A 25749-nucleotide genomic window follows, 5' to 3' on the forward strand; every position below is an offset into this window, starting at 1 on the left:
TATAAACAGTTGATCACGATCGGCGGAGAACACCGTCAAAGCCCCAGCCACGAGGACGGCGCACACTCGTTGCGCTCCTCGTTACTCGCTGCGCTCGTTCCTGCGGTGCTTACGTCGTCTGCGCCGTCCTCGCGGCTGCCCCTTTGCGTCCCGCCCCTCCGGAAGACGTTCCTGCTCGCTTCGCTGCGCGGGCTGCGACTTCCGTGCTCCCGCTCGCTTCGCTCGCGGGAACGCACNGTCCCGCCCCTCCGGAAGACGTTCCTGCTCGCTTCGCTGCGCGGGCTGCGACTTCCGTGCTCCCGCTCGCTTCGCTCGCGGGAACGCACAGCACCGCAGCCTCACACCTCCCCAGCCTCGTCGCTCACTTCGTTCGCGACTCCCTCGCGCCGTGCTGCTCGGCCGCGGTGCGGCCTCGCAGGCACGCGCCACGGCACGCTATTTATAAATGGCAGTCGCTCTCCACCGGCTGTCATTTAAAACCGTACGTCACCGGTATCGGTCGCCTCCGGGGCTCGCCTCGGGCTCGGTCAGTACGATCGCGGGAGGTCGAGGACGCGCTCGCCGAGGTAGTTCAGGGCGAGCTGCTGGGTGACGGGGACGAGCCGCGTCAGGCGGGCCTCGCGGAAGTAGCGCTCGACGTCGTACTCGCGGGCGACGCCGAAGCCGCCGTGGGTCTGGACCGCGGCGTCGGCCGCCTCGAACGCGGCCTCCGCGGCGAGGTACTTCGCGACGTTCGCCTCCGCGCCGGCCTCGGTGCGCTCGAGGTCGTCGAGGCGGTCGGCCGCGCTGTAGATCACCTTCTTGGCCGCGAGCAGGTCGGCGTACGCCTCCGCGAGCGGGTGCTGGACCGCCTGGTTGGCGCCGATGGGGCCGCCGAACACCTCGCGCTCGTTCGCGTACTCGATGCCGCGCTCCAGGGCGACCTCGCCGAGCCCGAGGCACTCGGCGGCGATCACCAGCCGCTCCTCGTTGAGCCCGTCGAGGACCTGGTAGAAGCCGCGCCCCTCCTCGCCGATCAGGTTGCGCGCGGGGACCCGGAGGTCGTCGAAGTACAGCTGGTAGGAGTGGACCGCGCGGCTCGCGGTCTTCGGGATGCGCTCGATCTCCAGGCCGTTCCCGTAGGCGTCCTCGAGGTCGACGAGGATCATCGAGATGCCGCGGGTGCGCTTCTCGACCTCCTCGCGGGGGGTGGTCCGCGCCATCAGGAGGAGGTAGTCGCTGTCCTCGACGCGGGAGATCCACACCTTCTCGCCGTTGACCACGTACTCGTCGCCGTCGCGCTCCGCGGCGGTGCCGCTCCGGTCCGAGGCGCGTGGCGCCTCGCGCTCCGCCGACGTCTCCATCGCCGTCGAGTCCGACCCGGCGTTCGGCTCGGTGAGGCCGAACGCCTGGATGCGGGCGTCGCCGTCGGCGACCCGCGGCAACAGGTCCTCCTTCAGCTCCTCGTCGGCGTACTTCACGATCGGGACGGAGTTGTAGATCCCGCCGTGGATCGACTGCGGGCCGGCGAAGCCGCCGCCGCTCGCGGCGATCTCCTCCATCATCACCACGGCCTCGCTCGTCGACATCCCCACGCCGCCGTACTCCTCGGGCACGAGCATGCCGAGCCAGCCGTCCTCGGCGAGCGCGTCGACGAACTCCGTCGGGTACGTCGCCGTCCGATCGCGCTCGCGCCAGTACTCGTCGCCGAAGTCGGCGCACAGATCGCGGATGCTGCGCCGCACGAGCGACTGCTGTTGGGTGAGCTCGACGGAGTCCCGCCAGTCCTGTGTCATGGTTTCCCCCTCCCGGTCGCGGCTCATAAGGATTCGTGAGCGGGCAACCGGGCCGCCCTCCTTCCGCGGCCGTGTCCGGCTCGATTGCCGGGATGCGACCGGCTCGATTACCGGGACGGCGCCGGCCCGGTTGCCGCGACGGCACCGCTTATGAACGGGGACGTGGTGGCTGCTGGTGGATGGACCGCTCCTACTGGCGCACCGTCTCGCTGGTGACGCTCTGGCAGGTGTCCGCGAGCATCTGTTACTACACCGTCTTCGCAGCGACGACGTTCTTCCGCGACGAGTTCGGCCTCTCTCGGTTTCAGGTCGGGCTCGTCGTCACGACGCTCACCCTCGGCTACGCCCTGTTCCTGCTGCCGGTGGGAGCGATAACCGACCGCGTCGGCGAGCGCAGGACCCTCTCTTTGGGCCTCGTCGGCCTCGCCGCGGGGATGGTGCTGGTCGCCGGCGCGCCCTCCTACGCGCTCCTCCTCGTCGCCGTCTTCCTGCTCGGCTCCGTCTACAGCACCGCGATGCCGGGGACGAACAAGGCGGTGTACGACAGCGTCCAGCCCGGCCGACAGAACACCGCGATGGGGATCAAACAGGTCGGCGTCACCGGCGGCAGCGGGATCAGCGCCCTGCTCGTCACCGGGCTCGCGGGCTACCTCTTCTGGCAGGCCGGCTTCCTGATCGCCGCGGGGTTCGGCCTCGTCGTCGCGGTCGTCTTCGGCGTCTTCTACCGCGGCGCCGGCGGCGGGTCCGCGAGCCGGCCGGACCTCCGCGGGCTGGCGGGCAACCGGCCGTACGTGCTGCTCGTCGTCGCCGGGCTGTTCCTCGGCGCGGCGCTTTTCACAACTACCGGCTACACCGTGCTCTACGTCGAGGAGTCCGTCGGCGCGTCGGTCGCGTTCGCCGGCACCGTGCTGGCGATCGTCCAGCTGTTCGGCAGCGGCGGCCGGCTCCTCGGCGGGTGGCTCTCCGACCACCTCCCCGGCGAGCCCCAGACCCGGATCGGCGCCATCCTCCTCGTCCAGACCGTCGCGAGCGCGGGTCTGTTCCTCGTGGTCGCGCGGACCTCAACGGCGGCGACCGCCGCGGTCGCGTTCGCCGCGCTCGGCTTCTTCGTCCTCGGCTTCACGGGCGTCTACTACTCCGTCATGGCGACGCTCGTCCCGGCCGACCAGATGGGGAGCGCGACCGCCGGCTGTCAGGTCGCCCTGACCTCCGGGGCGCTGTTCGCCCCGCCCGCGTTCGGCTACCTCGCGGACACGGCGACTTACCGCGCGAGCTGGACGCTGCTCGCGGGGATCTGTCTCGTCGCCGCCGTCATCGTCGTCGCCGTCATCCGCGCCGAGCCGCCGGTCGGCGAGACGGCGATGGCCGAGTAACCCGGCCGCTGCGCCGGTCGGCGCGGCGCCGCCTCTGAGCGACCGGCCGAGCCGCCGCCCCCGACTCTCGGCAACCGCGGCGGCTACCCCCGACGTTATCAGCCGACCCGACGAACCCCGGACCCACATGGACGCCGCCGAGCGCCGGATCGTCAAATTCACCGCGGGGTCGCACGGGCTCGTCCACACCTACGAGCTGTCGATCCCGATCCTGTTGACGGTGTGGGTCGGGGAGTTCTCGACGACCGCCGCCGCGCTCGGCGTCGTCGTCACGCTCGGCTACGGGCTGTTCGGCGTCGGCGCGCTGCCGGGCGGGGTCCTCGTCGACCGCTTCGGGTCGAAGCCGCTCATCCTCGCCTGCCTCGCGGGGATGGCGGGCTCGTTCCTCCTCGTGAGCGTCGCGCCGACGCTCCCCGTCCTCGCCGCGGCGATCGCGATATGGGGGCTCACCGCCAGCGTCTATCACCCGGCGGGGCTGTCGCTGCTCTCGAAGTCGATCGACCGGCGCGGGACCGCGCTCGGCTACCACGGGATCGGCGGCAACCTCGGCATCGCGCTCGGCCCCCTGGCGACCGCGCTGCTGCTCTTAGCGTTCGACTGGCGGCTGGTGACGGCGGCGCTCGCGTTCCCGGCGGTCGTCGTCGCCGCGTACGGCGTCACCGTGGACGTGGACGCGGCGCTTTCGTCGGGCGAGGTCGATGAGGCGGGTTCGGCCGACGACTCGTCCGGCGGGACGAAGGGCGAGGTCTCGCTGTCGTCGATCGCGACGGACACGCGCGTCCTGATCGCCGGCGGCTTCCTCGTCGTGTTCGCGTTCGTCACGTTCAGCGGGCTCTACTACCGGACGTTCCTCACGTTCCTGCCTGACCTCCTCGGAGACGTGCTCGGCGGCCTCGTCGACGTCCAGCTCGTCGACCCGTCGAGCCCGTACGCCGACCAGTTCGACGTGGGCCGGTACCTCTACGTCGCGGTCCTCACCGTCGGCGTCTTCGGCCAGTACCTCGGCGGGCGGATCGCCGACCGCGTCCCGCCGGAGCGAGGCCTGGTCGCGGTGATGGGCGTCCTGTCCGCGCTCGCGCTGCTCTTCGTCCCGGCGACCGGCGGGGTCGCCACGTTCCTCGCGGTGTCGCTCGCGCTCGGCGTCGCGCTGTTCACGGTCCAGCCGCTCTCGCAGGCGACGGTCGCGGCGTACTCGCCGAGCGAGGCGCGCGGCCTCTCGTTCGGCTACACGTACGTCGGGATCTTCGGGATCGGCGCGCTCGGCTCCACGCTGGCCGGGACGGTCCTCACCCGCGCCGGCCCCCGGGAGCTGTTCGTCGTCTTAGCCGGCATCGCGGCGCTCGGCGCGCTGTCGGCGACCGCGGTCGCGCGGTTCGCGACGCGTCGGGACTGACCCCGGCCCGCCGGTCGCTCTGCCGGGCAGCCCCTCCGCGCACGACTCGCCGACCGCGCGGCGTTCGCGGCCGCTCGGATCCGGCGGGGATATTTAAGAGGGGCGGCGTTCAACCCCGTCGCATGTACAACGTCCTGTTGCCGGTCGACATCGAGACGGACCGCGCGCTCTCGCAGGTCGACATCCTCGAATCGCTCCCGGCCGACGCGGCCGAGATCGAGGTCACGCTCCTGCACGTGTACGAGTCCGTCGACGCGCCCGCCGACGAGGCGGGCTCGTCCGTGATCGACGACATCAACGAGTCGATCGAGGACCTCCGCGGGATCCCCGACTCGCTGGAGGCCGTGGAGGCGCGGCTCGACGAGCTCGGGATCGCCCACGCCCGCGAGCTCCACGTCGGCGACGCCGCGGACGCGATCCTCGCGGTCGGCGGCGACCGCGACGTCGACGCGATCGTGCTCGGGATGCGCAAGCGTTCGCCGGTCGGAAAGGCGCTGTTCGGCAGCGTCAGCCAGTCGGTCATCCTCAACGCCGACCGCCCGGTGATCGTCGGAAAGCCCTCCGACGACTGAGCGGCTCGCCCGCTCACTCTGCGTCCTCACTCTGTCTCCTCACTCTGCGTCCTCACTCTGTCTCCTCACTCTGCGTCCTCACTCTGTCTCCTCACTCTGCGTCCNCTCTGCGTCCTCACTCTGTCTCCTCACTCTGCGTCCTCACTCTGTCTCCTCACTCTGCGTCCTCACTCTGTCTCCTCACTCTGCGTCCTTATTCCGCGGTCGCCGCGTCGACGAGCTCCGCCACGGACCGTCCGCCGAGCGACTCGACGGTGCTCGCGAGGCGGTCGGCGTCGACGCCGCTGCCCGCGAGCAGCCCGGCCGCCTTCTCTTCCGTTTCCGCGGCCGGCATCGGCCGCTCAGGCTCGCCGAGCGGTACGCTCACCGACGCCTTGCGCGTCGCGCCGCCGGCGGTGACGGTCACCCGAGCGCCCCACTCCTCGGGGAACCGCGCTTCGATCTCCGGGTCGGTTCCGACGCTCGTCGCGTCCATCAGCCGGCGGATCTCGGGGTCGTCCCACCGCGGCGGCTCGTCGAGTCGGCCGACGGCTCGCAGGAACGCCTCGGCGTCGGCGGTCCCCTCGGTGAGCGTCAGGGCGGCCGCGAACGGCGCGGAGAACTGACAGTCGACGAACCCGTCGGGCCGGCGCTTCGCGTCGATCGGCTCGCCGGTGAGCCGGACGCCCGCGCTCGGAATCGCGACCTCGACGCTCTCGACCGCGTCGGGGTCGACCTCGGGGGCGATCTCCCGGAGCGCGTCGATCGCCGAGTGGAGGTACCGGCAGCACGGGTAGGGTTTCAGACCCGTCTCCGCGACCGCGTCGCGCTCGCCGATCCGATCGACGGCGGCGGGGTTCGGCTCGTCGGAGTAGCCGGCGAAGAAGCCGTGCTCGCCCGCCAGGGGCTCGGCCGCGCCGACGAATCCGGCGGCGGCGAGGTCGGTCGCCTCGATCCCGCGGCGCGCCGCCAGCCCGGGGTGGAGCCGCTTGTTCCACGCGCCGTTCGCGAGGAACTGGAGCGAGCCGGCCGCCTGGCTCCCCGCGATCCCGAACGCGTCCCGGAGCTCGTCGGCGTCGAGGCCGCGGACCACGCCCGCGGCCGCGACGGCCCCGAAGGTCCCGCAGGTCGCGGTGACGTGGAACCCGCGGTCGTAGTGGGCGTCGGGCCCCACCGCCTCCCCGACCGTACAGGCGACGTCGTAGCCGGCCGCGACGCCCGCGCGGAACCGGTCCGCGGGAATCTCCTCGTCCCCCGTCGCCTCGCCCTCGGCCGCCGCGAGCGCGGCCGCGACCACGGGCGCGCCCGGGTGGAGCGAGGAGGCGAGGTGGGTGTCGTCGAAGTCGAGGCTGTGCGCGAGCGCCCCGTTCGCGAGCGCGGCGTCGGCCGGCGTCAGCCGCTCGCCGCTCGGGAGGAGCGTCGCGGTCTCGTCGGTCGCCGGGTCGGGCGTCGGTCCCGCGATTGACCGGACGCCCTCCAGGATCGCCGGCGTGGAGTCCGCGTGGGTCGCGCCGCCGATCGCGACCGCGAACCAGTCGAGGAGGTGCGCCGGGAGGTCCGGTCGGTCGGCGTCGACCGACAGGCAGTGGTCGACGATGCGGTCAGTTACCATGTCGGCGGGTCGTCGCCGCCGGCAATCAAGGTTCGCTCCGCGGCAGTCACGGTTCGAGGGACCCGCGCTCGAGTCAGGCCGTGTGCTTCGCTTCCTCGGGGTCCTCGACGACCTCGACGCCGCGGTTGTTGACCGCGTACGGGTCGAGCCCCTGCTCTTGGAGGAACTGCTTGTAGAGCCGCTCGGCGGTCTCGCCGTCCTTCTGCTTGTCGCTGGCGTGGTCGCACAGTTCGACGAGGGTCTCGGGCACGTCGTTCTCGTGGACGATCCAGTGGTTGATCGTGTCCGACAGGCGGCGGATCGGCGAGGTGAAGTGGCCGTAGATGTCGAAGTTGAGCGCGTGGTGGCCCCCGAACGGGTCGTTCATGTACTTCGCGCGGGGCATCACCTTCAGCACGGCGCGCTGTATCTTGTTGAGCTGGCGCTCGGGGGACTCTTCGAGGGCGGCGTTGACCGCCTTCCGGGGGTCGTCGCCCCACGCGTCGCCGGGGATGGAGACGCCGTCGAGCTCCTGGATCTCTTTTAAGGCCTCGTTCCACTGGTCGGGGGTCGGCTGCGGGTGGACGCGGTACATCGCCTCGACGCCGCGGTCCCACATCAGCGTGTGCGTCACCGCCTTGTTCGCCTTCAGCATCGACTCCTCGATGATGGTGTGCGCGCGGTCGCGCCGGGGATTCAACACGAGCGAGCCGTCCGCCTTGCGCTGCTCGTGCATCCGGTCCGCGAGCTCGAAGGCGAGCTGGTTCTCCTCGCTCAGGGGCAGGTCGGGGTCCTCCAGCCGGTTCTCGCACTCCTTGTAGGTGAGCCGCTCGTCGGAGTTGATGACGGACTTGTAGATGTCGATGTCCTCGAAGGATAGCGTCTCGTCGTCGATCTCCATCTCGACGGTGTGCGCGAGCCGGTCCTCGTTCGGGACGAGCGAGCAGACGGTCTCCGCCAGCACCGGCGGGAGCATGTGGATCGTGTAGTCCGGCAGGTAGACCGTGTTGGCGCGCTCGACGGCCTCCTCCCACATCGCGGTGTCGGGCGTGACGTAGTGGGTCACGTCGGCGATGTGGACCCACAGGCGGTAGGCGCCCTCCTCGCGCTGGATGGAGATGGCGTCGTCGAAGTCCTGCGCGTCGACCGGGTCGGTGGTCCACGTGGTGAGGTCGCGGAGGTCCTCGCGCTCGTCGACCTCGGCTTCGATCTCCTCGTAGACGCCCTCGGTCCGGGCCTCGGCCTCGCGGAGGACCTCGCTCGGGAACTCGTCGCGGATCTCGAACTCCTCGAACAGCTCCTCGCGCTTCTCCGCGAGGCGGTCCGCGAGCGCCGGCGTGATCGTCACGGGGCCCTGGTCCTCGGCGGACCCTTGCTTCGGCTCGTCGTCTGACATACCTCCACCAACGCGGGTCCGTTAGAAAGGCCTGTCGGGCGGGGGAGCGCGGCGCTGGCGGCGCGAGCGGCGAGCGCTCCGCGTGCGGTCGGGACGCGCGGCCGGGACGCGCGGTCGCGGACGCGAGGGCGGCCTCAGACGAGCGCCGTGACGATCGGCGACAGCAGCAGGGCCGCGACGCCGAACGCGACGGCGCCGAGGAGGATCGGGACCGCCGACCCCCCGACCATTCGGAGCGCGGTCCGCCGCGCGCTCGCGTCGGAGACGACGAACGGCGAGCCGTCCGCGATCCGGGATTTCACCTCGCCGACTGGCGCGTCCGGGAACGCCTCGCTGTCGCCGACGACCGTCACCTCGTCGCCCGGGCGGAGCGTCCGCTGGACGTAGCGGCGCCGCGGGTCGTCGCCGATCGTGAGCGGCCCGACCTCGTACCCCGTCTCCGTGTCGTCGACCTCGTCGACCGCGCCGATGAACCCCCGGACGCGCTCGGGCGACTCCTCGCCGGCGTCGAGCTTGACCTTCTCGTCGACGGCGAGCGAGAACGCCGCCGCCGCGGGGTCGACCCGGACGCCGGTCCCGCCGTCGTCGACGCGGAAGGGGACGCCGGCCTCGCCCCCGTCGATCGTGACCCACGACTGCCCTTTCCCTTGGCTGCGGAGCTCGGAGACGTCGTACTCGACGCAGCAGCACGGGTCGCCGCCGAACGGCGCGGGGAGGGTCTCGTCGTCGACCGCGGCGACGCGGCCCGTGACCCGTATCCGCCGCTCCGCGCCATCGAGCCCGGCCGGACTCGTCGCCGTCGTTCGGAGGAGCCGGACCGCGTCGACGGTGCCGCTCGCGCCGCGCGCGAGGAACGCGACGCCGAGGGCCAGTGCGGCGACGCCGATGGCGGTCGGGACTGGGTCGGCGGCGTCAATTGCGATCGAAACAGGGTCGAAAGCGGCGGCTGCCACGTGGAGGGCGCGCATGCGTACGGTCGCGGTACCGGGCCGCGAGGTGTAGGATTATCGGTCGCGGTCGCGGTCGGAGCGCGTGCGGTCCGAGGGGCCGCGGTCCGAGCGGCTCCCCGCGCCGCCCTCGCCGGTCCGGTCGTCGGCGTCGTCAGCGACCGCCTCGGCGTAGCGGTCGAGGAACTCCTCGGTGGAGAGGCCGTCCGACTCGATCGAGAGGATCAGCGATTCGAGGCCGTCGCGCGGCTGGTGGGAGATCTCGTCGTCGCAGTCGGCACAGAGGTACTCGAACTCCTTGTCGCGCCGGTTCCAGCGGTCGCCCTCCTTGTCGTACTCGCGGGCGTCCTCCCGCAACACCGAGTCCCCGCACGCGATGCACACCACCGTCCGCCGGTCCCGACTCCCTCGGGAGCGCCACATACGACTCCCCTCGGTCCCGCCCCACTTAGCGTTTGGTGCGCGGCAGACGCCCGTCGGACGGGGATTCTGAACGGCCGCCTCCCGCGGCCCCCGGGGACCGACGTACAGACATATTACGGTGGGCGCGCTGGAGCCCGTATGACGATCACCGAGTCCGACCTCCCGGGGGTCGGCAAGAAGTTCGAGATCGAGCTCGACGGCGGCGAGGAGATGATCGTCGTCATCCACAACACCGGGAAACGCGAGGTGTTCCGGCGGCGCGACCCGGACGCCGACTCCGAGAAGGCGTTCGAGTTCTCCGACGACCTCGCGCGGACGATCGGCTCGATCATCGAGGGGGCGTACTTCCAGCCGGTCGAGCCCGACACGCAGGAGACGACGCTGCCGGGCGGCATCCTCTTGGAGTGGTACGAGCTCCCGCCCGGGTCGCCGCTGGTCGGCGAGACGCTGGAGAGCGCAGACATCGGTAACCGGACGGGGCTCGCCGTCGTCGCCATCCAGCGCGGCGACGAGGTGCTCGAAAGCCCGGACGCGGGCACCACCCTCCGCGAGGGCGACACCCTGATCGGGGTGGGTACCCGCGAGAACTGCGCGGCGTTCGAGGAGATCCTCACCGGATGAGCGGTCGGGACGGCGCCGCCGGCTTCGGCGCGTCGGGGCGCGGCGGTACGATCCGCGCGCCTGGGGGTGACCGGTAGTGGCGCTGCTCGACGTCGGCGTCATGTTCGTCGCGGTCGCGGCCGCCGGCGCGCTCGCGAACCGCCTCGGGCAGTCGGTGATCCCCGCGTACATCCTCGTCGGGATGCTGCTCGGGGAGTACGTCCTCGGCCGACTCGCGCTCCCGGTGATCGGGACCGCCTACGTCCCCGAGACGGAGTTCATCTCGCTCGGCGCGGAGCTGGGGATCGTCTTCCTCCTCTTCTTCCTCGGCCTGGAGTTCAACCTCGACCGGCTGCTCGCCCGGCGGGGACCGATCGGGACGGCGGGGACGATCGACCTCGCGAACTTCGGGGTCGGGCTCGTCCTGGGCTGGCTCGTCTTCGGCGCGTTCCTCCCGGCGTTTCTGATCGCCGGGATCGTCTACATCTCCTCGTCGGCGGTGATCACGAAGTCGCTCATCGACCTCGGCTGGATCGCCAACGACGAGGCGGAGCCGATGCTCGGCACCCTGGTGTACGAGGACCTGTTCATCGCCGTCTACCTCTCGGTCGCGTCCGCCCTGGTCCTCGGCGGCGGCGACGTCGCCGCGGCCGCGGTCGACGTGGGGATCGCCTTGGGGTTCATCGCCGCGCTGTTCGCGGTCGTCCGGTTCGGCACCCCGCTGTTCGACCGGCTCGTCGCGACGGACAACCGGGAGTTCGTGGCGCTGCGCGCGGTGGCCGCGGTCGTGTTCCTCGCCGGCGCGGCGCTCGCGCTCGGCGTCAGCGAGGCGGTCGCGGCGTTCTTCGTCGGCATGGCGTTCGCCCCGACCGAGCAGGCGCACACGATCGAGACGATCCTGGAGCCGGTCCGGGACCTGTTCGCCGCGGTGTTCTTCTTCTGGATCGGGCTCGTCACCGACCCCGCGCTGTTCGCGGACGTCGCCGCGCTCGTCGCGCTCGCCGTCGTCGTCACCACGCCGACGAAGGTCGTCACCGGCTACCTCGCGGGGCGCGCCTTCGACCTCGACGTCCGCCGGTCGACCCGGGTCGGCCTCGGGATGACCACCCGCGGCGAGTTCTCGCTGATCATCGCGACCGTCGCGGTCACCGGCGCGAACGCCGGCTCGTTCGACCCGGCATTGGCGGGGACGATCAACGCGTTCGCGGTCGGCTACGTCCTCGTGATGGCGGTGCTGGGGACGACGCTGATGGGGTACTCCGCGCCGTTCGAGTCGATCGCGACCTCGTGGCTGGACCGTGGTGGCGCGGACGGCAGCGGGGCGAGTGGGTGAAAACGTCGGTGCGGCGGGCGTTTATTTATAAATAGTCGTCAGCTGGTCGGCGGCGAACACTGTCAAATCCCCAGCGGGCGGCGGAGCCGCCGGCGACTGCCCCTTTGAGTCCCACCCGCACCGCTCCGCACAGCACCTCACGCCTCCCCAGCCTCGTCGGGCGCGTCCGTCGGGCTCCCTCCGGTCGCCCTCGGCGCGCCCGACTCCCTCGCGCGTGCTCCTCGCGGCCGCCTTCGGCGGCCACTCGGAGGCACGCGCCGACCGCCAATTTATAAATGCCTCTCGTCGTCTCGGCGGCTGTTTATAAATAGAACCCTCGCGTTCGGCGGTTACTCGGTCGCGACCGGGCCGCGGCCGACGACCTCTTCGACCGCCTGGACGAAGTCGCTCCGGCTCTCGAAGAGGGGGACCTCGGACTCCGCGAGCACGTCGTCGAGCGTCTGCGGGCCGTCGGGCGTCCGGATCTCGGCGTCGCCCTCCTGCTCGCGGACGTCGCTGTTCTTCGCGGGCCAGGTGAGCCGCGACGCGACGCGGGCGACCGGCTCGCCGGCCACGTCTGGCCCGTCGCCGAGCTCGACCGCCGGCTCCGCTTCCGCCTCCTCGTCTCCCTCGTCCGCGTCTGTGTCGCTCATGCCCCGCGGTTCCGCTCGGGCGACACTAATGGTTTCGATGCCGCTCGGGGGTGCGGGGACGCAGCCGCGAGGCCGCCGTCGGCTCGGTCCGACTCTGCGAATACACCCGAAATAATTCGGTAATACTGTTATATTATCCGGCCGTAATTTCCGGTTGGGGGCACGGCACACGACTCCCGTATTCGCGTGTCGAGCGCCGACACGCCGGTCTCCGCGTTTTCCTCTCGCACCGCTCGTCACGCCCAACCGCGGTCGGTCTCGTTCAGCCGCTCGCAGCCGTCCTCGGTGACGACCACGAGGTCCTCTATCCGGCAGCCGAACCGCCCGTCGAGGTAGACCCCGGGCTCGACGGAGCAGACCATCCCCGGCTCCAGCGGGCGGTCGTTGCCCGCGACGAGGTACGGCTCCTCGTGGACGTCCAGGCCGACGCCGTGGCCGGTCCGGTGGACGAACGCGTCGCCGTACCCCGCCGCCTCGATCACGTCGCGCGCGGCGCGGTCGACGGCCGACGCGGGGACGCCCGGTTCGACCGCCTCCACGCCGGCCGCCTGCGCCTCGCGCACGACCTCGTGGACCTCGGCGTACGCCTCGCTCGGCTCGCCGCCGAAGACGAGCGTCCGCGTCTGGTCGGACGGGTAGCCGTCGACGCGCGTCCCGAAGTCGAGGACGACCGGCTCGCCCGCCCGGATCTCGCGGTCGCCGTGGCCGTGGTGGGGCTTCGCGCCGTTCTCGCCCGCCGCGACGACCGTCTCGAAGCTGACGCCGCGGCCCCCGCGCTCGGCTAGCCGGTCCGCGATCCGGTCGGCGAGGGCGGCCTCGGTCATGCCGACCGCGTCGTCCCCCAGCTCGCGGAGGTCGCCGACGACCGCGTCCGCGACGCCGGCCGCCTCGCGGAGCGCCGCCAGCTCGGCCTCGTCCTTCCGGACCCGGAGGTCCGCGAGCGCCTCGCTCGCCAGCCCCCACGTCGCGTCGGGCGCCGCCGCGCGGAGGTCCTGCGTGAACCGCGCCCACATCGTGTCGTCGACGAGGAGCCGCCCCGCGTCGAGCCCCCTGTCCGCGAGCAGCTCCCGCGTCGCCGCGACGGGGTCGTCGCCGTCGCTCCACGTCCGTATCTCCGCGACGCTCGTCGCCTCCCGGACCTGCGTCTCGTACAGCGCCGGCGCGAGCAGCGCCGGCTCCGGGTCGGCCGCGCTCGCCGCCGGCACGACGAGGAAGAAGTGGCGCTCGCCGGGCTCCTCGGCGAAGCCGGTGAGGTACTGGAGGTTGCGGCTCGGGAACGCGACCAGCCCCGCCGCGTCCACCTCGTCGAGCCGGCTCGCGGCCCGCTCGCGTCGTCGATCGTGCGGTCTCGTCGACTCCTCCGCCGACAGGCCCGCGTGTGCGTCGTCGGTCACGCGCCGGAATTCGGACTCGGTATATAAGTAGGGTGGCGTTGACCGGGCAGCAAGCGGCGCATAACTACGCCGGATCGGCCGCTACGCGATAGCATGTCAACCGAGAACGCCGCGACGTTCGACTGCCCGGAGTGCGACGTGTCCGCCCCCTCGACGTCGGTGCCGTACGACTCGCTCGGCTACGTCGTCTGCCCGGTGTGCGGATACGCCGCCACGCCGGATCCGGAGCGGTCGCCGAGCGCCGATGGGTCGCCGAGCACGGGGGACTGACTCGGTCCCGGAGCGCCTTGCCGAACGCGGCGCCGCGCCGCGGCCTCGGAACCGCACCGCTTTAGCCGCGGGGCGCGTCCGGCCGGGTATGAGCTGGTCGCTGGAGCGCGACGACGGTACGATCTCCGAATGGGAGCGGTCGGACGGGTACGCGACCGTCAGGCTCCGCGAGCGCGCGGCGGGCGGCTTCGTCGTCCGCCTCGACGTGATGGAGCAGGCGGCCGACGAGTCGGCCTACGAGCGGGTCCGGTTCGACGACCGCGAGGCCGCCGAAGCGCGAGCGACCGAGTGGCGCGACGCCCGCGGCCTCGACGAGTAGCGCGGACTACTCGATGTCGACCGCGTCGTCGAGGAAGACCTGGCACTCCACGGTCCGGCCCTCGGGATCCTCGGCGAAACACTGGTAGATGTCGTACGTCTCGTTCGCTCGCGGCTCTTTCACGACCGCGTCGCCGAGGGCGTCCGCGGCCGCGTCGACCCCCTCACGGTCCGGGTAGACGAACGTGAGGATGCCGCAGTCGTCGGCCGCGTCGCGCTCGCAGAACCCGAACAGGAACCCGTCGAACTCCAGGATCGTACAGTCGGGCTGTTCGAGGCGCACGGTCGCGTCCAGCCGCTCGCGGTAGAACTCGACGACCGCGTCGCGCCGCTCCGTCGCGTGGAAGACGATTCCGGTCACGTCCGTCCGCTCGCGCGGCGATCACTTCATCGCACCGGAGGCCCGTTGTCACACCAGACGGCTGGTTATCGCTCCGGATGCGTCGGCGCGTCGAACCCGCCGCGGACGAGGGGCTTCGCGACGTGGCGGCGCGCGCTCGGCGGCACCTCGTACCACCCGGCTTCGAGGTCGCGATCGATCGGCTCCGCGACCTTCCCCGGCGCGCTCGTCCCGCAGTCGCGACACCGGTACCCCTGCCCCTTCCCCGCCGACGACATCGAGCGCCCGCAGTCCGGGCAGGTCGGGACCGCGGGCGCGGTCCGAACGAGGTCGCGAACGGCGAACTTCTCAAGCTTCAGGGTGCTCTCGGGGCTGTCCGCGTCGTTCCGCACTTCGTGTTCCCCGCAGAGCGTGACCCGGTCGCCCGGTCGGAGCGCACGGACCCGGTCGCGGAACCGGCCCGTAGGCGCGAACGCGACGGCGCGGAGGGAGCCACCGGAACCGACGCGGAGGGAGTCACCGGAATCCAGCGTGTCGCGGTCGCCCGCGACGTCGACGTGGACGTGGCCCCCCTGTTTCGTCTCCGGCGCGCTCGCCACCTTCCCGGCGACCCGGTAGCCGGCGCCGTCGCGTAGCTCGCCGATCCGCCCCGGCGCGAGGTGGGCGTCGGTGCCTTGGTTCGTCAGGAACGTCGCCGCGCGGTCTACCCGCTCGCCCTCGATGTCGGCCGCGACCGCCCGGCACGCGGCCGGGTCGTCGCCCCGGATCCCGTGGAGGATCGGGCCCGGTGCGTTGGGCACGCAGACCGCGGCGCCCGTCTCGCGGTCGACGGTGTCCCAGACGGTCGGGTACCCCGCGTCGGCGGCGGCGAAGACGCTCTCGGCGTCGACCTCGCGGGGCGTCCCGCAGCGGTCGAGCTCGCGGTAGGAAATGCGCTCGAAGGTCCAGTCGCCGAACGCGGCCGGCGCGCCCACCGCCGCGAGCGCGCCGATCCGCCCCCGTCCCGCGACGGCGTCGGCGTCGTCCGCCCCCACCGCTCCGCCCGCTCCGTTCGCCCCGCCGGCGCCCTCCGCTCCGCCCGCTCCGTTCGCCCCGCCGGCGCCCTCCGCTCCGCCTGCTCCGTTCGCCCCGCCCGCCGAGCCCACCGCGGCGTGTCGGAACCCGTGCTCCTCGGCCAGCTCGACCGCCTCCGCGACGGAGAGCCGCTCGCGGAGCGCGCGTCGCGCGAACGCGGCGACCGCGTCGGGGATCGGCGCCCCGGTCGGGTCGAAGGGGTCGCCGTCGACGTCGCGGTCGGCGACGACGACGCCAGGCGAGGTCCGCGGGTCGGCGGCCGCGGCGAACTCCGCGACCGTCTCGACGGCGACGGTCGCGGCCCGGTCGGCGTCGAGGCCGGAGACGTGGAGCGCGACCGCGGCGTTCCCGCGCGTCTTGTGTTTCACCGCCGGATTCAGGCGGACGAGCAGCCGCCGCCGGATCCGGCCACCGTCGTCCGCGAGCCGCTCCGCGATCCGCGTCGCCACGTACGTCGTACACATCCCGCGCTCGCGGGAGTCGGTGTCGTCGACGGCGACGATCGGCATGCGACGGGGTTCGTGACGGCGCGACAAGCCCCTTTCGAGGGCGGTCGGATGGCTCCGGAGGCAGCCGACCCGCTCGCGGTGCCGGTCGAGTATTTAACCGTTTCCCGTGCTAAACGCGGAAAATCGCAGGCGGGCGGCAGTTTCGTCGGGAGCGCGACGACACAACGCATATATACGCCGAGCCGCTTGTTCCGGCTATGTCCCGGACTGCGCTCATCGGGAACGTCACCGCGATGCTGGAGGACGCAGGGTTCCTCGTCAGCGACCGGTGTGCGGTCCGGCCCAAGAGCTTCGACGTGGCGGCCCGCCGCGACGAGGACCTCCTCCTCTTAAAGATCCTCGGCAACGTCGACGCCCTCGACGCGGAGACCGGCGCGGAGATGCGCCGGCTCGGCGAGTACCTCAGGGGGACGCCGATGGTGATCGGGATCCGCACCCGCGACGAGGAGCTGAAGCCCGGCGTCGTTTACTTCCGACACGGCGTGCCGGTGATCAACCCCGACACCGCCTACGACCTGTTCGTCGAGGGGATGCCGCCGCTCATCTACGCGGCCCCCGGCGGGCTGTACGTCAGCCTCGACGGCGACCTGCTCGCCGACGAGCGCGAGGAGCGCGGCTGGTCGCTCGGCCGCCTCGCGAACGAGCTGGGCGTCTCCCGGCGCACCGTCTCGAAGTACGAGGACGGGATGAACGCCTCCATCGAGGTGGCGATCCAGCTGGAGGAGCTGTTCGACCAGCCGTTCTCCAGCCCCGTCGACGTGCTCGACGGCGCCGACGAGGTCCGCGACTCCGAGCCGACGCCCTCGGCGCCCGAGGCGGACCCCGACGACGAGCACGTCCTCGGCGTGCTTACGAGCGCCGGCTTCACCGTCCACCCGACCGCCCGCGCCCCGTTCAAGGCCGTCTCGGAGGACGAGGACAGCCCGGCGACGCGCGTGCTCACCGGCCACTCGGCGTTCACCGCCGCGGCCGAGAAGCGCGCCCGGATCATGTCCTCCATCGGCGAGGTGGCACAGACCCGGTCGGTGTACTTCACCGAGGAGGACGAGAAGCGCGAGTCCGTCGACGGCACCGCTCTGGTCTCCTGCGAAGAGCTCGCCGCGGTCACCGACCCCGAGGAGATCCGCGAGCTGATCCGCGACCGCGCCCGCGCCCCCTCGGAGGCCTGACGGCGTCACGGCCGTTCGACCAGTTTTCGCGCTCCACCTTTACGGCTGAAAAGCCTCCCTCGTCGGCCGGCCTCACCGACCGAGGAGCCGGCTGAAGAACCCGCCGTCCTTCTCCGGCCCCTCGTCGTCGTCCGCACCCGACCCCTCCCCGTTGCCGTCTTCCGCCCGCTCGTCGTCCGCCGCCGTCTCGTCGCCCGCGTCCGCCTGCTCGTCGTCCGCGCCCGCCTCGCTCTCGCCGTCCTCCTCCGACAGCACGGTGTTCATCGTCCCGGTGTCGTCGTCGCGGAACGGGATGCTGCCGGCGAGCTCGTCGTCGATGTCGTCGTCCGCCGCCGTCGGCTCGTCGCCCGCTCGCTTCTCGTCTCCGTCGTGCTCGGCGGCCGACTCGCGTGCCGTCTCGTCCGCGTCGGGGATCGTGTCCGACTCCTCGTCCGTCGCGGCCTCGGGGCCGGTGGCCTCGAGTTCGGCAGCCGCTCTCCCGCCGCTCACGGACTCGTCACCGGCGTCGGGTCTGCCGGCCTCGTCGCTTTCGGTCGCCTCTTGATCGGCGTCGATGCCCTCGCGAGCCGCCCCGTCGCCCTCGTCGACGGACTCCTCCGGCTCGTCGCCGTCGTCGGGTGTTCCCTCGTCGGTCGTCTCGCCTCCGTCATCGTCGGAGGCCTCGCTCCTGCCGTCACCCGTGTCGTCGCCGTCTTCGTCGGTGTCGTCGTCCGCGACGTCCCCCGCCGCTTCGCTCTCGCTCGCGACGATGATGTCCTCGCCGTCGCCCGGCTCCGCCACTCCGGCGGCGTCGGGGTCCGCGACGATGATGTGCTCGTCCTCGTCGGTTCCTCCCTCGTCCTCCGGACCAATGTCGTCATCGTCCGAGTTGCCATCGTCCGAGTCGTCGCTCGCCGGCTCGTCATCATCGGCCGCCGGTCCGTCGTCGACGATCACCGCGTCGTCGTCCGCCGCGTCCGGTTCGGCCTCGTCGTCGCCGTGCGCGTCGTCCCCGCCCGCTGCGACCGCGGCCGCGGGCTCGTCGAGCCCGGGCCCCTCCACGTCCGCGCCGGTCAGCGCTCGTGCCAAGTCGCGGTACGCCCGCGTCGCCGGCGCGTCGGGCGCGGCGGAGAGCAGCGGGCGGTTCGCCGCCGCGGCCCGGGCCACGGCCTCGTCGTCCGGGACTCGTCCGAGGACTGCCGCGTCGAGCAGGGCCGTGACGACCTCGTCGGTGTCGTCGGTCACGCGGGTGATCGCGGCGCCCGCAACCGTCCCGCCGAGGCGCTCGGTCAGCTGTCGCGTCTTCTCGGTGTCGCCGAGGGCGCTCCGCTCCGGGGTGGAGACGAGCAGCGTCTCGTCGGCGATCGCGAGCGGGAGCGTCGAGTCGTGCGACAGGCCGGCGCCCGCGTCGACGAACACGTAGTCCGCGTCGTCGAACGCCTCGACGACCCGGCGGAGCTCCGACGGATCAGCGGCCGCGTACGCGTCGAGGTCGGTCGCCCCCGGGACGACCCGGAGCCCCGACGGCCCCTCGCGGACCGCCGCCTCCGGGTCCGCCTCGCCGGCGAGGACGTCGTGGAGGGTGGTCTCGCCCGGGGTCACCCCGACGGCGCCCGCGAGGTTCGCCATGCCGAGGTCGGCGTCGATCGCGACGACGTCGGCGCCCGAGTCCGCCAGGATCGTCGCCAGCGCGGCGGTCGTGGTGGTCTTCCCGACGCCACCCTTTGCCGACGCGACCGCATACACCGTTGCCATACGGTGAGGGTCCGGCGACTGCTACTTAAATGTAGGCGGCGGCGACCGGCGTTGCCGGCCGGGTTCGGTCCGCGACCGGTCTATATCGGCGAGAAACGGGCCGAACCCCCCGCGCACTTTCGCAAACACCTTATACGTCGCTTGTAGAGTTTCAGGCGATTAGTAGCATGGCGAGACCAGAGGTGCTCAACTCGATCAAGGAGGCCGAACGGGAGGCGGACGAGATCATCGCGGACGCGGAGTCGGACGCCGAGGAGCGCCTCGCCGAAGCTCGAAAGCGCGCGGACGAGATCCGCGCCGAGGCCGAGGAGGAGGCGGAAGCGGAGGCCCAAGAGCGGCTCGAAGCGGCCCGCGAGGAGATAGCGGAGCGGCGCGAGGAGATCCTCGAATCGGGGCGCGACGACCGCGACGAGCTCGAACGCGAGGCCCGCGACCGGGTGGAATCGGCCGTCGACTACGCCGTCGAGCAGTTCGAGGCGGCGGTTCACGACCAGGCCGAGGAGGCGGTGGATGCTCAGGCCTGAGCAGATGAGCCGGGTGTCGGTGACGGGCTCGAAGCGCGTCATCGACGACGTCATCGAGGCGGCGTACGCCCACCACTCCCTGCACGTCACGGACTACGACGACCGGTACGAGGGGTTCGACCCCGGAACGTCGCTCGAGGGCGCCGAGACGGTTAACGAGCGCCTCGTGACCGTCCGGTCGCTTGAGAGCATCCTCGACGTCGACGAGGACGACGCCGACGTCGCCCGGTCGCTGGACGACGACGAGCTCGTCGACGAGCTCGAACGCGTCCGCGAGCGGGTCAACGAGCTCAACGACGAGCGCGACGAGCTCCAGGCCGCGATCCGCGACCGGCAGGAGGAGATCGACCGGCTGGAGCCGTTCGCCGAGCTCGGGATCGACCTCGAGTACCTGCGCGGCTACGACTCGGTCGAGGTCGTCGTCGGCGAGGCCAAGCCCGCGGCCGTCGAGGCCGCGCTCGGAGACGCCGACTCGATCGACGTCTTCGACGTGTTCGTCGGCGGCGACGTGGTCGCCATCGTCGCGCGGCCGACCGACCCGGACGCCGAGGGCGTCGTTCAGGACGCGCTCGTCGGCGTCGACATCGCGCTGCTCGACGTCCCCGACGCGGACGCGAGCCCCGAGGAGTACGTCGCGGAGCTGGAGGCCGAGCAGGCCGACCTCCGCGACGAGCTCGACGCCGTCGAGCGCGAGCTCGAATCGGTGAAGGAGGAGGCTGCGGGCTTCCTGCTTCGCGCCGAGGAGGAGCTCACCATCGAGGCCGAGAAGAAGGAGGCGCCGCTCTCCTTCGCGACCACCGAGAACGCCTTCGTCGCGGAAGGGTGGGTGCCGACCGAGTCGTACCCCGACTTCGAGGCGGCGATCGTCGACGCGGTCGGCGACCACGTCGAGGTCGAGGAGCTCGAACGCGCCTCGTTCACCCCCGACGGCGACCACCACACCGAGTCGGTCGACGACGAGAGTGGCGGATCCGCGGCGGAGAGCGCCGCGTCCGCGGACCGCGAGACGGAAACGGCGGTCGCCACCGACGGCGGCCACGCGGCCCACGGCACCGACGACCCGCCGGTCGTCCAGGATAACGGCAGCGCGGCCGGGCCGTTCGAACTGCTCGTTCAGGCGTTCGGTCGCCCGAAGTACTCGGAGTTCGACCCGACGCTCCTCGTCTTCCTCACGTTCCCGGCGATGTTCGGGTTCATGATCGGCGACGTGGGGTACGGCGTCCTCTACGCCGCCATCGGGTTCTTCATGTACTCCAAGTTCGACGGCGCCTTCCGCGAACTGGGCTCCGTCGCGATGTGGGCCGGCGGCTTCACGATACTGTTCGGCATCTACTACGGTATCGACCTGTTCGGCTACCACGCCTACCAGCTGCTCGGGATCCACTGGCCGGTCGAAGGCAAGGGGCTCTCGCCCGCCGACCTCGACTGGGGCCTGTCTTTCCTCGTCGTGAGCGTCGTGTTCGGGATCCTTCACCTGAACGTCGGCCACGTGCTCTCGTTCGTGAGCACCGCCCAGCAGCACGACCTGAAACACGCCGTCTACGAGGCCGGCTCGTGGCTGCTGATCCTCAACGGCGCGTGGATCTGGATCTTCAGCCGGGTGTTCCCCAACGCGAAGCCCGACTTCCTGTTCGAGGCCGTCTCGGTCCTGACGTTCGGCGCCGTCTCGTTCGGCGGGTTCCCGGTGCTGATCGGTTGGGCCGGCGCGGCCGCCGCGGTGCTCGGGCTCGTCCTGCTCGGGATCGGCGAGCCGCCGGAGCTGGCCGAGTTCCTCTCGCCCGTCGTCAACGTCATCTCGTACGCCCGGCTCATGGCCGTCCTGCTCGCGAAGGGCGGGATGGCGCTCGCGGTGAACCTGCTCGCGTTCGGCGCGTACATCGACGACGGCGGCGACGGGAGCTTCCACTTCATCTTCAGCGCGGACTACCTCTCGTACGTCCAGAGCCACCCGGAGGACTACGAGCTCGTCTTCGCGGGGATCACCACGGCGTTCGACCCCGCCTCGATCGGTCTCGTCGGGGTCGTCGCCCTCGTGGGCGGCATCGTCGTGGCCGTCGTCGGCCACATCGTCGTCCTCCTGCTCGGGGTCACCTCCGCCGGCATTCAGGCGGTCCGCCTCGAGTACGTGGAGTTCTTCGGGAACTTCTACGAGGGCGGCGGTCGCGCGTATCTCCCGTTCGGTCGCGACCGGAAGTACACCCGCGACGACTGACGGCCGGATCGGTCTCCGGCCGACGGTCGGTCTCGTCGCCTCGCGTGCGGTCGAACCCGGCAATCCCGTCGGGTTTTGACGCGAATAGCACCCGCTTTCCCGCTGTTCTCCCGGATTCTGTTCGGTCGTTTTGGGAAGCTTTATGACTCCAGTAGGGGCAAATAGCAACCGTTCGGAGACGAGCAACAGCAACTACTACCAATGTTTGAAGCTACCAACGAACTCGGGAACCTCGTACTGTCGACCGGTGGAACGCTGACTGACCCCAACGCCGCGGCGGCGCTCGCCGTCGGGCTCGCGGCGCTGGGCGCAGGCTACGCCGAGCGCGGTATCGGGTCGGCCGCCGTCGGCGCGATGGCCGAGGACGACGACCTCTTCGTCAACGGGCTCATCCTGACGGTCCTTCCCGAGACGATCGTCATCCTCGCGCTCGTCGTCGTCTTCATCGTCGGGTAACTCTCCAGCGTTTTTCAACCAATGAGTTTGGAAACCGTCGTTGAGGACGTTGAAGATGAGGCCCGCGCGCGTGCGGAGGAGATCCGCGAACAGGCCGAGGCGGAGGCCGACGAGATCGTCGCCGACGCCGAGGCCGACGCGGAGCGCATCCGCGAGGAGCGGCTCACCGAGGCCGAGAGCCAGATCGACCAGGAGCGCGAGCAGACGCTCTCCTCGGCGAAGCTCGAGGCCAAACAGGAGCGGCTGGGCGCCCGCCGCGACGTCTTGGAGGACGTCCGCGACGACGTCGAGGCGGCGATCGCCGGCCTCGACGGTGACGACCGCCGCGAGCTCACCGAGGCCCTACTCGACGCGAGCCTCGCGGAGTTCGACGACGATGAGGACGTCGCCGTCTACACCCGCGCCGAGGACGTCGAGCTGCTCGAGGAGCTCGTCGCGGACCGCAACGCCGAGGTCGACGGGGAAGTCGACTGCCTCGGCGGCGTCGTCGCCGAGAGCGACACCTCCCGCGTTCGCGTGAACAACACGTTCGACTCGGTCCTGGAGTCCGTCTGGGACGACGAGTTGAAGAACATCTCGGAGCGGCTGTTCGACCAATGAGCGCCGCCGGTAGCTCGAACCCCGAGTACGTCGTCGCGCGGGTTCGTGCCCGCCGCGGCAGCCTCTACGGGGACGAGGAGTACCGCAAGCTCACCCGGATGGGGCCGGCCGAGATCGCTCGGTTCATGGAGGAGTCGACGTACGGCGCCGAGATCAACGCGCTCGGCAGCCGCCACGGCGGCGTGGACCTGATCGAGTACGCGTTGAACCGGAACCTCGCCGAGCAGTTCGACGCCATCCTCGACTGGAGCGAGGGGTCGCTGTACGACCTGATCGCCCGGTACCTCCGGAAGTTCGACGCCTGGAACGTGAAGACGGTCATCCGCGGCGCCTACACCGACGCGGACCAGTCGGCCGTCGAGGTCGACCTGATCCGCGCCGGCGAGTTCGACGACCGCCGGATCCGCCGCCTGCTGGAGGCGGACTCGATCGACGCCGTGATCGAGGTCCTCGAAGACACGATCTACGGGGAGCCGCTGCGTGAGGCGTACGCGGAGTACGAGGAGACGGACGTGCTGGTGCCCTTGGAGAACGCGGTCGACCGCGCGTTCTACGAGCGGCTCCTCTCCGGGCTCGGCGGCGACGAGCCGACCCGGCAGTACGAGACGTTCCTCAAAGCGGAGGTCGACTTCCGGAACGCGACGAACGCGCTTCGGCTCGCCCGTTCGGGCGCGGACATCGACCCCGCGGCGTACTTCATCGAGGGGGGCGACCTGTTCACCCGGTCGTCGCTCGCGCGGCTGGCGCAGAACCTCGACGAGCTCGTCGAGTTCATCGGCGACAGCCAGTACGGCGACGAGCTCGGGCCCGCGCTGCGCGAGCTCGAGGAGGCGGACAGCCTCATCGCGTTCGAACACGCGATCGACGGCGCCCTGCTCGCGTACGGCGACCGGCTCGGCACGATCCACCCGGTGTCGGTCACCCCGGTTATCTCGTACATCCTCGCGAAGGAGCGCGAGACGGAGAACATCCGGGCGATCGCTCGCGGGAAGGAGGCCGGCCTCTCGCCCGACGAGATCGAATCGGAGCTGGTGATAACATGAGCCAGGAGATAGCGGTCGTCGGCAGCCCGGAGTTCACGACCGGATTCCGCCTCGCCGGCGTCCGGGCGTTCGAGAACGTCCCGGACGACGAGAAGGAGGAGAAGCTCGACGACGCCGTCGAGCGGACGCTCGACGACGAGGGCGTCGGCATCATCGTGATGCACGACGACGACCTCGACCACCTCTCGCGGGGGACCCGCGAGGCGGTCGAGGGGAGCATCGAGCCGGTCCTCGTGACGCTCGGCGGCTCCGGCGCCGGCAGCGGCGGGCTGCGCGACCAGATCAAACGCGCCATCGGCATCGACCTGATGGAGGAAGACGACTAATATGAGCAAAGCAGACACAACCGACGCCGAGACGGACAACGGCGTCATTCAGAGCGTGAGCGGTCCGGTCGTGACCGCCCGCGATCTCAACGCCCGCATGAACGACGTCGTCTACGTCGGCGACGAAGGGCTCATGGGGGAAGTGATCGAGATCGAGGGCGACCTCACGACCGTTCAGGTGTACGAGGAAACCTCCGGCGTCGGCCCCGGCGAACCCGTCGAGAACACGGGCGAGCCGCTGTCGGTCGACCTCGGCCCGGGGATGCTGGACGCCATCTACGACGGCGTTCAGCGCCCCCTGGACGTGCTGGAGGGCAAGATGGGCAGTCCGTACCTCGACCGCGGGGTCGACGCGCCCGGCATCGACCTCGAGGAGAAGTGGGAGTTCGAGCCCGAGGTCGAGGAAGGCGACGTCGTCGAGCCCGGCGACATCGTCGGCGTCGTCGAGGAGACGGTCACCATCGACCACAAGGTCATGGTGCCGCCGGACTACGAGGGCGGCGAGGTCGTCGCCGCCGAGGCCGGCAGCTTCGACGTCACCGAGACGGTCGTCGAGCTCGACAACGGCGAGGAGGTCTCGATGCACCAGGAGTGGCCGGTGCGCGAGGCCCGCCCCGCCAACGACAAGAAGACGCCCCGGACGCCGCTGGTGTCCGGCCAGCGCATCCTCGACGGCCTGTTCCCCATCGCGAAGGGCGGGACGGCCGCGATTCCCGGCCCCTTCGGCTCCGGGAAGACGGTCACCCAGCACCAGCTCGCGAAGTACGCCGACGCGGACATCATCGTCTACGTCGGCTGCGGCGAGCGCGGCAACGAGATGACCGAGGTCATCGAGGACTTCCCCGAGCTGGAGGACCCGGCCAACGGCAACCCGCTGATGGCCCGCACCTCGCTCATCGCGAACACGTCGAACATGCCCGTCGCGGCGCGTGAGTCCTGTATCTACACCGGGATCACGATCGCCGAGTACTACCGCGACATGGGGTACGACGTGGCGCTGATGGCCGACTCCACCTCGCGGTGGGCGGAGGCGATGCGCGAGATCTCCTCCCGGCTGGAGGAGATGCCCGGCGAAGAGGGGTACCCCGCGTACCTCGCCGCCCGGCTCGCGCAGTTCTACGAGCGCGCCGGCTACTTCGAGAACATCAACGGGACGGAGGGCTCCGTCTCGGCGATCGGCGCGGTGTCGCCGCCCGGCGGCGACTTCTCCGAGCCGGTCACCCAGAACACGCTGCGGATCGTGAAGACGTTCTGGGCGCTCGACGCGGACCTGGCGGAGCGCCGCCACTTCCCGTCGATCAACTGGAACGAGTCCTACTCGCTGTACAAGGACCAGCTGGACCCCTGGTTCGAAGACGAGGTCGCCGACGACTGGGCGGAGCGGCGCCAGTGGGCGGTCGACGTGCTCGACGAGGAGACGGAGCTGCAGGAGATCGTCCAGCTCGTCGGGAAGGACGCCCTGCCCGACGACCAGCAGCTCACCCTGGAGGTCGCGCGCTACCTGCGCGAGGCGTACCTCCAGCAGAACGCGTTCCACCCGGTCGACACCTTCTGTCCGCCGGAGAAGACGTACCTCATGCTGACGACGATCCAGAAGTTCAACGACGAGGCGTTCGACGCCCTCGACGCGGGCGTCCCCGTCGAGGAGATCGTCGACACCGAAGCCGCCCCGCGGATTAACCGCATCGGCGTCCAAGAGGACTACGAGGAGTACGTCGAGGATCTCAAAGCCGAGATCACCGAGGAGCTCCGGAGCCTCTACTGAC

At 71.1% G+C, this 25749-nt stretch carries 25 protein-coding genes; 15 read left to right on the forward strand and 10 right to left on the reverse strand.

Going from position 1 to position 25749, the window contains the following annotated elements; all coding sequences use genetic code 11:
* Nucleotides 1–527 precede the first annotated feature (527 nt).
* Nucleotides 528–1775, reverse strand: coding sequence for an acyl-CoA dehydrogenase family protein (locus C466_RS15155; RefSeq protein WP_004598746.1), 1248 nt, complete (start codon nt 1773–1775; stop codon nt 528–530).
* Between the two features lie 179 nt (nt 1776–1954).
* On the opposite strand from C466_RS15155, the gene C466_RS15160 reads away from it, so the two are divergent.
* The 3 genes from C466_RS15160 (at nt 1955) to C466_RS15170 (ending at nt 5113) form a co-directional block, all read left to right on the forward strand.
* A complete protein-coding gene (locus tag C466_RS15160) occupies nt 1955–3148 on the forward strand; it encodes an MFS transporter (protein ID WP_004598747.1) in 1194 nt (397 codons plus the stop codon).
* Nucleotides 3149–3275: 127 nt separating this feature from the next.
* Complete coding sequence (locus C466_RS15165) at nt 3276–4541, forward strand: MFS transporter (RefSeq protein ID WP_004598748.1); 1266 nt, start codon at nt 3276–3278, stop codon at nt 4539–4541.
* A gap of 122 nt (nt 4542–4663) precedes the next feature.
* Entirely contained in the window at nt 4664–5113 is a 450-nt protein-coding gene (locus C466_RS15170; RefSeq protein ID WP_004598749.1) for a universal stress protein, read from the forward strand.
* Between the two features lie 193 nt (nt 5114–5306).
* Here the strand turns inward: C466_RS15170 and C466_RS15175 are convergent, their stop codons facing one another.
* The 4 genes from C466_RS15175 to C466_RS15190 all read right to left on the reverse strand — a co-directional run bounded on the left by C466_RS15175 (nt 5307) and on the right by C466_RS15190 (nt 9449).
* Nucleotides 5307–6704, reverse strand: a complete 1398-nt coding sequence (locus C466_RS15175) for an MmgE/PrpD family protein (protein WP_004598750.1) — start codon at nt 6702–6704, stop codon at nt 5307–5309.
* A 73-nt stretch (nt 6705–6777) separates the two neighbouring features.
* Complete coding sequence (locus C466_RS15180; protein ID WP_004598751.1) at nt 6778–8079, reverse strand: RNB domain-containing ribonuclease; 1302 nt, start codon at nt 8077–8079, stop codon at nt 6778–6780.
* Between the two features lie 134 nt (nt 8080–8213).
* Nucleotides 8214–9047: a GIDE domain-containing protein gene (locus C466_RS15185; protein ID WP_004598752.1), complete on the reverse strand. Its 834-nt coding sequence runs from the start codon at nt 9045–9047 to the stop codon at nt 8214–8216.
* A 36-nt stretch (nt 9048–9083) separates the two neighbouring features.
* Nucleotides 9084–9449 carry a DUF7562 family protein gene (locus C466_RS15190; RefSeq protein ID WP_007345843.1) on the reverse strand — a complete coding sequence of 122 codons (366 nt, stop codon included), beginning with the start codon at nt 9447–9449 and terminating at the stop codon, nt 9084–9086.
* A gap of 138 nt (nt 9450–9587) precedes the next feature.
* Here C466_RS15190 and C466_RS15195 point away from each other — a divergent pair, with 138 nt between their 5' ends.
* Together C466_RS15195 and C466_RS15200 are read left to right on the forward strand one after the other, a co-directional pair.
* A complete protein-coding gene (locus C466_RS15195; RefSeq protein WP_004598754.1) occupies nt 9588–10070 on the forward strand; it encodes a cation:proton antiporter regulatory subunit in 483 nt (160 codons plus the stop codon).
* A gap of 76 nt (nt 10071–10146) precedes the next feature.
* On the forward strand, nt 10147–11382 hold the full coding sequence (locus C466_RS15200) for a cation:proton antiporter (RefSeq protein WP_004598755.1): 1236 nt from the start codon (nt 10147–10149) through the stop codon (nt 11380–11382).
* Nucleotides 11383–11711: 329 nt separating this feature from the next.
* Here C466_RS15200 and C466_RS15205 read toward each other — a convergent pair whose 3' ends face one another.
* Both C466_RS15205 and C466_RS15210 read right to left on the reverse strand, forming a co-directional pair.
* The gene (locus tag C466_RS15205; RefSeq protein ID WP_004598756.1) at nt 11712–12014 is read right to left on the reverse strand and encodes a DUF5789 family protein; all 303 of its coding nucleotides are present in this window, start codon (nt 12012–12014) and stop codon (nt 11712–11714) included.
* A 236-nt stretch (nt 12015–12250) separates the two neighbouring features.
* On the reverse strand, nt 12251–13408 hold the full coding sequence (locus C466_RS15210; RefSeq protein ID WP_004598757.1) for an aminopeptidase P family protein: 1158 nt from the start codon (nt 13406–13408) through the stop codon (nt 12251–12253).
* A 93-nt stretch (nt 13409–13501) separates the two neighbouring features.
* Between C466_RS15210 and C466_RS17080 the strand changes: the two genes are divergently transcribed.
* Both C466_RS17080 and C466_RS15215 read left to right on the forward strand, forming a co-directional pair.
* A complete protein-coding gene (locus C466_RS17080; RefSeq protein ID WP_004598758.1) occupies nt 13502–13678 on the forward strand; it encodes a hypothetical protein in 177 nt (58 codons plus the stop codon).
* Nucleotides 13679–13766: 88 nt separating this feature from the next.
* The gene (locus C466_RS15215) at nt 13767–13997 is read left to right on the forward strand and encodes a DUF7543 family protein (RefSeq protein ID WP_004598759.1); all 231 of its coding nucleotides are present in this window, start codon (nt 13767–13769) and stop codon (nt 13995–13997) included.
* Between the two features lie 6 nt (nt 13998–14003).
* Here C466_RS15215 and C466_RS15220 read toward each other — a convergent pair whose 3' ends face one another.
* Nucleotides 14004–14357, reverse strand: coding sequence for a hypothetical protein (locus tag C466_RS15220; RefSeq protein ID WP_004598760.1), 354 nt, complete (start codon nt 14355–14357; stop codon nt 14004–14006).
* A 65-nt stretch (nt 14358–14422) separates the two neighbouring features.
* Nucleotides 14423–15919 carry a tRNA(Ile)(2)-agmatinylcytidine synthase gene (locus C466_RS15225; RefSeq protein ID WP_004598761.1) on the reverse strand — a complete coding sequence of 499 codons (1497 nt, stop codon included), beginning with the start codon at nt 15917–15919 and terminating at the stop codon, nt 14423–14425.
* 197 nt (nt 15920–16116) lie between these two features.
* On the opposite strand from C466_RS15225, the gene C466_RS15230 reads away from it, so the two are divergent.
* Nucleotides 16117–17088 (forward strand): transcriptional regulator, encoded by a 972-nt coding sequence (locus C466_RS15230; RefSeq protein WP_004598762.1) that lies wholly within the window; start codon nt 16117–16119, stop codon nt 17086–17088.
* 72 nt (nt 17089–17160) lie between these two features.
* Here the strand turns inward: C466_RS15230 and minD are convergent, their stop codons facing one another.
* Nucleotides 17161–18822, reverse strand: coding sequence for a cell division ATPase MinD (gene minD, locus C466_RS15235; protein WP_004598763.1), 1662 nt, complete (start codon nt 18820–18822; stop codon nt 17161–17163).
* 167 nt (nt 18823–18989) lie between these two features.
* Here minD and ahaH point away from each other — a divergent pair, with 167 nt between their 5' ends.
* The 7 genes from ahaH (at nt 18990) to C466_RS15270 (ending at nt 25748) form a co-directional block, all read left to right on the forward strand.
* Entirely contained in the window at nt 18990–19346 is a 357-nt protein-coding gene (gene ahaH, locus C466_RS15240; RefSeq protein ID WP_007995154.1) for an ATP synthase archaeal subunit H, read from the forward strand.
* Nucleotides 19347–19350: 4 nt separating this feature from the next.
* Entirely contained in the window at nt 19351–21558 is a 2208-nt protein-coding gene (locus C466_RS15245) for a V-type ATP synthase subunit I (RefSeq protein WP_004598765.1), read from the forward strand.
* Between the two features lie 201 nt (nt 21559–21759).
* Nucleotides 21760–22014: a hypothetical protein gene (locus C466_RS15250; protein WP_004598766.1), complete on the forward strand. Its 255-nt coding sequence runs from the start codon at nt 21760–21762 to the stop codon at nt 22012–22014.
* Nucleotides 22015–22035: 21 nt separating this feature from the next.
* Nucleotides 22036–22614 carry a V-type ATP synthase subunit E gene (locus C466_RS15255; RefSeq protein WP_004598767.1) on the forward strand — a complete coding sequence of 193 codons (579 nt, stop codon included), beginning with the start codon at nt 22036–22038 and terminating at the stop codon, nt 22612–22614.
* On the forward strand, nt 22611–23657 hold the full coding sequence (locus tag C466_RS15260) for a V-type ATP synthase subunit C (protein ID WP_004598768.1): 1047 nt from the start codon (nt 22611–22613) through the stop codon (nt 23655–23657). The genes C466_RS15255 and C466_RS15260 overlap by 4 nt, the downstream gene beginning before the upstream one ends.
* A complete protein-coding gene (locus C466_RS15265) occupies nt 23654–23983 on the forward strand; it encodes a V-type ATP synthase subunit F (protein WP_004598769.1) in 330 nt (109 codons plus the stop codon). The genes C466_RS15260 and C466_RS15265 overlap by 4 nt, the downstream gene beginning before the upstream one ends.
* 1 nt (nt 23984) lies before the next feature.
* Complete coding sequence (locus C466_RS15270) at nt 23985–25748, forward strand: ATP synthase subunit A (protein WP_004598770.1); 1764 nt, start codon at nt 23985–23987, stop codon at nt 25746–25748.
* Nucleotide 25749: the final 1 nt, after the last annotated feature.

Origin of the sequence: Halorubrum distributum JCM 10118 (genome assembly GCF_000337335.1) — an archaeon.
Classification (GTDB): Archaea; Halobacteriota; Halobacteria; order Halobacteriales; family Haloferacaceae; genus Halorubrum; species Halorubrum distributum.

What these genes read in the sequence shown, in the direction of transcription:
- C466_RS15155 (WP_004598746.1), bottom strand. Translation starts at nt 1,775, where the DNA reads ATGACACAGGACTGGCGGGACTCCGTCGAGCTCACCCAACAGCAGTCG.
- C466_RS15160 (WP_004598747.1), top strand. Translation starts at nt 1,955, where the DNA reads ATGGACCGCTCCTACTGGCGCACCGTCTCGCTGGTGACGCTCTGGCAG.
- C466_RS15165 (WP_004598748.1), top strand. Translation starts at nt 3,276, where the DNA reads ATGGACGCCGCCGAGCGCCGGATCGTCAAATTCACCGCGGGGTCGCAC.
- C466_RS15170 (WP_004598749.1), top strand. Translation starts at nt 4,664, where the DNA reads ATGTACAACGTCCTGTTGCCGGTCGACATCGAGACGGACCGCGCGCTC.
- C466_RS15175 (WP_004598750.1), bottom strand. Translation starts at nt 6,704, where the DNA reads ATGGTAACTGACCGCATCGTCGACCACTGCCTGTCGGTCGACGCCGAC.
- C466_RS15180 (WP_004598751.1), bottom strand. Translation starts at nt 8,079, where the DNA reads ATGTCAGACGACGAGCCGAAGCAAGGGTCCGCCGAGGACCAGGGCCCC.
- C466_RS15185 (WP_004598752.1), bottom strand. Translation starts at nt 9,047, where the DNA reads ATGCGCGCCCTCCACGTGGCAGCCGCCGCTTTCGACCCTGTTTCGATC.
- C466_RS15190 (WP_007345843.1), bottom strand. Translation starts at nt 9,449, where the DNA reads ATGTGGCGCTCCCGAGGGAGTCGGGACCGGCGGACGGTGGTGTGCATC.
- C466_RS15195 (WP_004598754.1), top strand. Translation starts at nt 9,588, where the DNA reads ATGACGATCACCGAGTCCGACCTCCCGGGGGTCGGCAAGAAGTTCGAG.
- C466_RS15205 (WP_004598756.1), bottom strand. Translation starts at nt 12,014, where the DNA reads ATGAGCGACACAGACGCGGACGAGGGAGACGAGGAGGCGGAAGCGGAG.
- C466_RS17080 (WP_004598758.1), top strand. Translation starts at nt 13,502, where the DNA reads ATGTCAACCGAGAACGCCGCGACGTTCGACTGCCCGGAGTGCGACGTG.
- C466_RS15215 (WP_004598759.1), top strand. Translation starts at nt 13,767, where the DNA reads ATGAGCTGGTCGCTGGAGCGCGACGACGGTACGATCTCCGAATGGGAG.
- C466_RS15225 (WP_004598761.1), bottom strand. Translation starts at nt 15,919, where the DNA reads ATGCCGATCGTCGCCGTCGACGACACCGACTCCCGCGAGCGCGGGATG.
- C466_RS15230 (WP_004598762.1), top strand. Translation starts at nt 16,117, where the DNA reads ATGTCCCGGACTGCGCTCATCGGGAACGTCACCGCGATGCTGGAGGAC.
- minD (WP_004598763.1), bottom strand. Translation starts at nt 18,822, where the DNA reads ATGGCAACGGTGTATGCGGTCGCGTCGGCAAAGGGTGGCGTCGGGAAG.
- ahaH (WP_007995154.1), top strand. Translation starts at nt 18,990, where the DNA reads ATGGCGAGACCAGAGGTGCTCAACTCGATCAAGGAGGCCGAACGGGAG.
- C466_RS15245 (WP_004598765.1), top strand. Translation starts at nt 19,351, where the DNA reads ATGAGCCGGGTGTCGGTGACGGGCTCGAAGCGCGTCATCGACGACGTC.
- C466_RS15250 (WP_004598766.1), top strand. Translation starts at nt 21,760, where the DNA reads ATGTTTGAAGCTACCAACGAACTCGGGAACCTCGTACTGTCGACCGGT.
- C466_RS15255 (WP_004598767.1), top strand. Translation starts at nt 22,036, where the DNA reads ATGAGTTTGGAAACCGTCGTTGAGGACGTTGAAGATGAGGCCCGCGCG.
- C466_RS15260 (WP_004598768.1), top strand. Translation starts at nt 22,611, where the DNA reads ATGAGCGCCGCCGGTAGCTCGAACCCCGAGTACGTCGTCGCGCGGGTT.
- C466_RS15265 (WP_004598769.1), top strand. Translation starts at nt 23,654, where the DNA reads ATGAGCCAGGAGATAGCGGTCGTCGGCAGCCCGGAGTTCACGACCGGA.
- C466_RS15270 (WP_004598770.1), top strand. Translation starts at nt 23,985, where the DNA reads ATGAGCAAAGCAGACACAACCGACGCCGAGACGGACAACGGCGTCATT.